Annotated in this window: 6 protein-coding genes; 3 read left to right on the top strand and 3 right to left on the bottom strand. The window is 69.8% G+C overall.

Features of this window, described 5'->3' with window-relative positions; translation table 11 throughout:
- The 3 genes from VD972_RS32950 to VD972_RS32940 form a co-directional block, all read right to left on the bottom strand.
- A partial coding sequence (locus tag VD972_RS32950; RefSeq protein WP_324992761.1) for a CBS domain-containing protein occupies positions 1-1,058 on the bottom strand: 1,058 nt, incomplete at its 3' end.
- 213 nt (positions 1,059-1,271) lie between these two features.
- Positions 1,272-1,955, bottom strand: a complete 684-nt coding sequence (locus VD972_RS32945; protein ID WP_324992760.1) for a hypothetical protein — start codon at positions 1,953-1,955, stop codon at positions 1,272-1,274.
- Between the two features lie 144 nt (positions 1,956-2,099).
- Positions 2,100-3,989, bottom strand: a complete 1,890-nt coding sequence (locus VD972_RS32940; protein ID WP_324992759.1) for a VWA domain-containing protein — start codon at positions 3,987-3,989, stop codon at positions 2,100-2,102.
- Positions 3,990-4,191: 202 nt separating this feature from the next.
- Here VD972_RS32940 and VD972_RS32935 point away from each other — a divergent pair, with 202 nt between their 5' ends.
- The 3 genes from VD972_RS32935 to VD972_RS32925 are packed head-to-tail and all read left to right on the top strand — an operon-like array spanning position 4,192 to position 6,011.
- On the top strand, positions 4,192-5,199 hold the full coding sequence (locus VD972_RS32935; protein ID WP_324992758.1) for a hypothetical protein: 1,008 nt from the start codon (positions 4,192-4,194) through the stop codon (positions 5,197-5,199).
- 21 nt (positions 5,200-5,220) lie between these two features.
- Positions 5,221-5,670, top strand: coding sequence for a hypothetical protein (locus VD972_RS32930; RefSeq protein ID WP_414654173.1), 450 nt, complete (start codon positions 5,221-5,223; stop codon positions 5,668-5,670).
- Positions 5,661-6,011, top strand: a complete 351-nt coding sequence (locus VD972_RS32925) for a hypothetical protein (RefSeq protein ID WP_324992757.1) — start codon at positions 5,661-5,663, stop codon at positions 6,009-6,011. Before VD972_RS32930 ends, VD972_RS32925 begins: the two co-directional genes overlap by 10 nt.
- Positions 6,012-6,396 lie beyond the last annotated feature (385 nt).

Raw genomic sequence — 6,396 nt, 5'->3', positions numbered from 1 at the left:
GCGTTGTCCACGATGGGGACGACGCCGCAGTCCTCGTCCTTCATGAGCTGCGCCACCTCGCGCACCGGGCTGTCGCGGCGCACCGTCTTCACGCCGCGGGTCATGATCTCCCGCGCGGTGAGCGGCTCACGCTGCCAGCGGCGGCGCAGCAGCCCGCCCAGGACGCCCGTACGTCCCGAGCGCGAGGTCTCGGTGTCGGAGCTCCGGGCCTTGAACGACTCGGTCCGGCCGATGTTCACCCCCATGCCCGGCTGCCCGGGGCTCGCCTGGCCCATGCCCAGCAGCGGGTCATACCGCTCGCCGCTCTGCGCGCCCTGGTGGCCGTGCTGGACCTGATGGGTCATGCCGTGCTGACCCTGGCTGCCGAACGAACCTGGATTGCCGTGCTGGCCCTGGGTGCTGTACGGGCCCTGGTTCCCATACGGGGCCTGGGTGCCGTACTGGCCGCGCTCCTCACGGAGCTGGGGCGCGTCGACGCCGTAGCCGGTGCGCTCCCACGGGCGGTAGTTCTCTCCGCCGGTGTCGCGACGCATCTCGAGCGAGTGACGGGTGTCCTGCTCGCCCATGCGCAGCTGCCCGCCGCCCATGCCGGTGGCAGAGCGGTCATCCCGGTCATCCCGCCCGTAGGGGCCCGGGAGGGTGCCGCCCTGGCCGCGCCCGCTCATGCTGGATTCGCCCTGGGACTCCCAGCCGCTGCGCGCGTTGAGCCCGGCTCCCGTGCCCATGCCGCTCATGCCCATGCCGGTGCCCGTGCCCATGCCCGTGGCCATGTCCGTGCTGGTGCGCGGCTGGGCCAGGCGCAGCGCAGCGGCGCGGTGGTAGCGGCCCTGGCGGACGCTGGGATCCTCATCGCGCTCGGGGCTGTAGCCGGTGATGTCGGACTCGGAGCGCTCGCGAGAGCCGGGCGGGGACACGTCCGCGGCGCGCTTCGACACCTCCGTGCCGCGCACGGGCACCTCCGTGCCGCCCAGGATTCCCGGCGTCCCGTTCTCGGGAACCGGGGAGCGCTGACCGTTGCGGGCGTCGTCCCTGCCGTTATCCATTCTTCTGTCGGCCATTCTGATGAACCTCCAACTGCGCAGTGGTAGTGCCGCGCTCTGCCCTCAGGAGGAGAGCGCGGGCGGCGAAGGCTGGGGATGGCCCTGGCTGCTACCAAGGGGAGGCTGAACGTCTCCGCGTCATCTGTCCGCGGGAAGGCACGTTGACTCAGCCGGGCGCTCGGAGCTGGACACCCCGGCCGCCCGCTGCTCAACGGAATGCATCCTGCAACGTCAGTGGACGGGCCAGAGCGCGCCGATCTCCTCGCACGCGAGCTCCACGTCATGGAGCCGGCGGGTGTTCGCCTTGGGCGCCTCGAAGAGGGTGCCCGCGAACACATCCACCACGCGGATCAGCCGCTGCTCCACGGGGCCCAGGTGCCGCAGGTGCTGCTCGGCGAAGCTCTGCAGGAGCGTGGCGATGTACTGCCCCGAGCGCTCGTCCAGCGGGTGCCACTTGGCGAAGTAGAGCTTGAGCAGCCCCACCTTGTTCTCCCCGCGCCGGTCCATCATCTGCAGCACCACCTCGGGCCGCACGCTGATGGTGACGCCGGCCACCTCCAGCACGGGCGGCTCCTGCCCCACCGCGCTGATGATGGTGTCCTCCAGCTCCAGCTTCGGCACTGCCTCCGCGAAGCGATCCAGCGCCTCGATGCACAGGTGCAAGCGCTGGGCCTCGAACTCCGACTGCGGCACGGTGTTGAAGAAGCGCGCCTGGTGGTCTCGGAGGATGGCGCCGTTCATTCCGTTGCAGAGGAAGTCGGTGATGGCGTGCGAGGCCTCCGGGTAGCGCAGGTACTGCGGATCACACGGGTGCTTCTGATCATGGATGATGCGCTTGCGACGGGCCGGTGTAGCGGTGAGGTACTCCCCCAGCTTGTTCACCGAGACGCGTGGCGACTCACGGGTTTCCGCCATGGGTACGACCCCTTCGTGTGTCGTTGATGCGATGACACTACAGAAGGGGTCTGACACTGCATTCCCTGGGAGTTTCGCGGGCTTGGAGTGTTGGCCGAGCGCACCCGCCGGAAGGTGACCCGGGGGATTGGGTGCGCCCGAGCGTCAGCGCGCCGCCACGCGTTCGATCATCGGGCGGGCCTTCGCGAGCAGCTCGAGGAACTCCTTGCGCTCCGCGTTGCCGGGAGGCGTGGCCTCGCGGGCGATCTTCTCCACCACCTCGAAGCTCCAGCGCCGCGCGTGAGGGCTGCTTCGGAAGAGCTCGGCCGCGCCCATCACCGCGGTAGCGAAGCGCAGGTCCCGGTTCGCCGCGGCGAAGGAGGACGCGAGGGACTTCCCGGAGAAGGGGAACGCGCGCTCGGAGGCCTTCTCTCCGCGCGGCTGCTTGGCGCGCACGCGCACGGTGGCCAGGCCCTCGCCAGCGCCCGGCTTGAGCTCCAGCTCGTACAGCGCGGTGACGGTGTGGCCTGCGCCCAGCTCGCCGGCATCCACCTTGTCATCCCGGAAGTGGATGTCCGCGATGGCGCGGTTCTCGTAGCCCACCAGCCGGTAGCGCGCCACCTGCTCCGGGTTGAACTCCACCTGCAGCTTCACGTCCTGGGCAATCACCTCCAGCGTGCCGCCGATCTGCTCCTGGAAGATGCGGCGCGCGGCCATCAGCGAGTCCACGTAGTAGTGGTTGCCGTTCCCCTGGTTGGCGAACTGCTCCATCATCGAGTCCTTGTAGTTGCCCATGCCGAAGCCCACGGTGGTGACGGTGATGCCCTCCTTTACGTAGCCGCGGATCAGCTTGAGGATCTCCTCGGGGGAGGTGGCGCCCACGTTGGCGTCCCCGTCCGAGAGGATGAGGACGCGCGAGAGGGACTGCTCGTCCACGGTCTTCAGGGCCTGCTGGTAGGCCAGCTCGATGCCAGAGGCCATGGCGGTGGAGCCGCCGGCCTGCAGCTCCGCGATGGCCTGGTGGATGACGGCCTTGTGCTCCAGGCCGGTGGGGGGCAGCGCCACCTTCACGTTCCCCGCATAGGTGACCAGCGCCACGGTGTCCCCATCGCGCAGGTTGTCCACGAGCATGCGCAGGGCGCGCTGGGCCAGCGGCAGCTTGTCCGGAGACTGCATGGAGCCGGAGACGTCCACCAGGAAGGTGAGGTGCGCGGGCTTGCGCTCGGAGATGCTGAGCTGCTTGCCCTGCACGCCCACGCGCAGCAGGTGGCGGCCAGGCGTGTAGGGCGAGGGCGCTGCGTCCATGTGGACGGCCAGCGGCGAGCCGTCCGTGGGGCCCGCGTAGTCATAGCGGAAGTAGTTGAGGAACTCCTCCACTCGCACGCCCTCTTGCGAGGGCAGTGAGCCCTCGTGGATCTTCCGGCGGGCCAGGGTGTACGCGCCGGTGTCCACGTCGATGGCGAAGGTGGAGAGCCGATCCTCGCTCGTGGTGACAAAGGGGTTGATGCCCGCGTCGCGGTACTGCTCGGTGCTGCTCACCGTGTCGGCGGGAGCCGGGCTCCTGTTTGAGGAGCCCGCCGTGATCATCCTGGACTTGATTCCGGCCTTGCCGTTGAGGCTGCCGCTGCCATGGCCGTAGGCGACTCCCTGGCCCCTGCCGCCGGCTCCGAGGGTGACTGAGCCCGAGGCCCCGCTGAGGGTTCCCAGGCCGCCTCCGCCCGAGCCAGTGCCTTGGAGCCCGAGTGCCCCGACGCCTCCTGTCGGAGGACTCCGAGAGGAGGGGGCGGCGGAGGGCGGTGCCTTTATCTTGGCGGTCTCGAGCCGCGGCGCGCTCGGGGAAGCCTGGGGGCCCGGGTCCTTACCACCCTGGGGAGCGATGAAGCTGACGGCCTGCGGATCCTGCTTCGTCTCCTCCGTCTTCTTCACGGACTTCTCCGCCAACTTCTCCACGAGCGGCGGGGTCTCTTCCTCCCGTGAGCGGCATCCTGCGAACAGCGTGCTTCCGATGAACAGCGCGCAGACGATCCCGCTGACGGCCACACGGCTCCGCCTCATGAACAGCCTCCCTCGTGCTTTTGGGTTTCGGGAGACTTGGACACCGTCGCGCGCGGGAAGTTCCCAGACAGTGCTCACCTCATGCCTTGCGGTCCGCCTTGGCGGGTGAGGAACTGTTCGGAAATGTCGGGGGTTTTAGGCGCGAAAAGTCCCGACATTTCCGAACAGTCATGCACGCGCGCTGACCAATTTCTGGAGGGCTGTGCAGCACGCCCCCGGAGAGGTGGCTCGGCACGCGGACGCGCCAGTCAACGAAGCGGACCTCCACGCGTGGCATAGGTGGCTCGTCAATGGGCCGCCGGACGAGGGCGCCGCCCTCCGTTTTGCGACGGCGAGAGCGCTCGAGGCGCTGCATGCCGGCCATGCGGAGCTCGCCCGGGACATTCTGGATGGGGCGCTCACTGAGAGCCGGCGACCGCTGGGCCCGGCGTTCCGCGCACGCATGCGCTCAGACCCGGAGTACTTCGACACGGAGGTAGCCGGGCGTTGGGTCTGGGGCATCAGCCAGTGGATCGGCTCGGGGTGGTGCTCCTCTCCCGAGTGGGAGGGGCGAGCTCACGCGGGAGCTCCAGCTCGAGGCATCCACGGCACCAAGCGGCTGAGAGACCTCAGCAACACGCACGAGCATGGGAAGCGCCCGCGGCTCGGCAAGGGCGGGAGCGGCGTCCACCGCACCACGGAGGTCTGGGAGCAGAAGCCGGACACGAGCGGGTCCCGCGGTGCTGCCGGTAGGGGCGTGCACGCAGGAGGGGCGCGCGCCGAGGGGCTGCGGCAGTGGATGGAAGCCCTGGCGGCGCGGCTTCGGTACGTCCGGGCGTGCTGTGGAGACTGGCGCCGGATCCTCACCCCAGCCACCACGACGCAGATAGGCGTGACGGGAGTGCTGCTGGACCCGCCGTACGACCCTGACGCAGGGCCAGGGCGAGACCCGTCGCTGTACGCGCACGAGTCCAAGGAGGTGAGCCGCGAGGTGCGCGAATGGTGCCTCGCCAATGGCGACAACCCCCAGCTCCGGATAGCGCTGTGCGGTTACGAGGGGGAGCACGACATGCCGCCCACCTGGCGCTGCGTGCCGTGGGTGGCACAGGGCGGGTACGCCCGGGACAACAAGACCAACTCCCGGAGAGAGCGCGTGTGGCTCTCTCCGCACTGCCTGAAGGCCGTGCAGGCGGACCTCTTCTCGGTGCTGCCGGCGAGGGCTGCGCCGTGACGGGGGGGTGAGGCAGCCAGGCTGCGCAAGCGCCTCGGGTACACGCAGGCGCATCTGGCGCAGCTGCTGGGTATCTCGACTCCCACCGTGAGCAGGAGCGAGGTCGCGAAGCGGGTGCCGGCAGAGCACGCGGCAGTGCTCCGGCAGCTCCCGCCGGCACCCAGGGCCGAGGGAGTGCGCGGTGCGTACCGGCAGCAGAAGCCGCCCCCGCTGCCGCGCAAGGCGCCAGGGCAGCAGACGCCCAGGGCTCGCCAGGCGCTGCCGCGCGAGGTGGAGGCCCCTGCACACCGGGCCGCGCCACCCTCCGCGCCAGCACCGGACGAGCGAGTGTGGGAGGTGGAGGAGATCGGCGCGCACTTGCTCGAGGTGCCTGAGCCGGACTCCAGCCTCGCCAGCTACTGGGTGCGCGTGGTGGCGTGTCGCGAGCTGCTGCTGTGGCGGGCGCGCTCGAGGGGGCGGCCATGCCTCTGACAGCTGCCCTCCGCTTCGAGGTGCTGCAGGGCCTGGAGAAGGCCCGGCAGAAGGTGGCGCGTGGGCACCCCTCACTCCATGCAGCGCTGCACTACCTGCGCCTCACCGCGCGGGCCTGGACGGAGGTGGGCCGGGCGGTTGACGACGTCCTCTTTGAGGTGCCCGCCGAGCACCTGGAGCCGGCCGCCCTGAGCGAGGGAGGCCAGAGCGCCGAGGGGCTGCGCCTGCGAGACGACCTGAAGGCCGCCCAGCACAACGCGGGCCTGCCCTGGGAGAGCCCCGAAGAAGAACCGGAGGCGTTACTGATCGGTGGCGCCCAACGGTGGTCCGCCTTATATTAGCGGATGCGCGGCAGCCACCGTGCGACCCCTGCTCACCAGCCCATGCCTGGTGACCAACGTTGGAGGGGCAAAGGGGAGAAGATCTCCTCGGGCTGAAGGACCTCGTCAACCCTGGGAGCCAGGCGTGAGGGGCATGGGCAGTCTTACGCTGTGGCTCGAAGGGAACAGACGATGACTGCGAAAAAAGACTTCAAGAAACTGGTACGTGCGCGGATGGCACGGACAGGGGAATCGTACATGGTGGCGGCCCGCCACGTGCGCGCGCGCGAGGCAGCCGGCACGGAGAGCAGTGGACCATCCCCCTCCGTTAGTAGGAGCCGCGGCAACACCTACGCGCCGCTAGCGGACGCGTTGAGCCGGGGGTCCACCTCGTTGCTCGGAGACG

Origin of the sequence: Hyalangium sp. (assembly GCF_035629615.1) — a bacterium.
Taxonomy (GTDB): Bacteria; Myxococcota; Myxococcia; order Myxococcales; family Myxococcaceae; genus Hyalangium.
The sequence above is the reverse complement of the archived record's forward strand: the minus strand, read 5'-3'. Positions and strand labels throughout refer to the sequence as shown.

Bases quoted from the DNA above. Each gene is read 5' to 3' on its own strand.
- VD972_RS32925 (WP_324992757.1), top strand. From the start codon at position 5,661: ATGCCTCTGACAGCTGCCCTCCGCTTCGAGGTGCTGCAGGGCCTGGAG.
- VD972_RS32940 (WP_324992759.1), bottom strand. From the start codon at position 3,989: ATGAGGCGGAGCCGTGTGGCCGTCAGCGGGATCGTCTGCGCGCTGTTC.
- VD972_RS32945 (WP_324992760.1), bottom strand. From the start codon at position 1,955: ATGGCGGAAACCCGTGAGTCGCCACGCGTCTCGGTGAACAAGCTGGGG.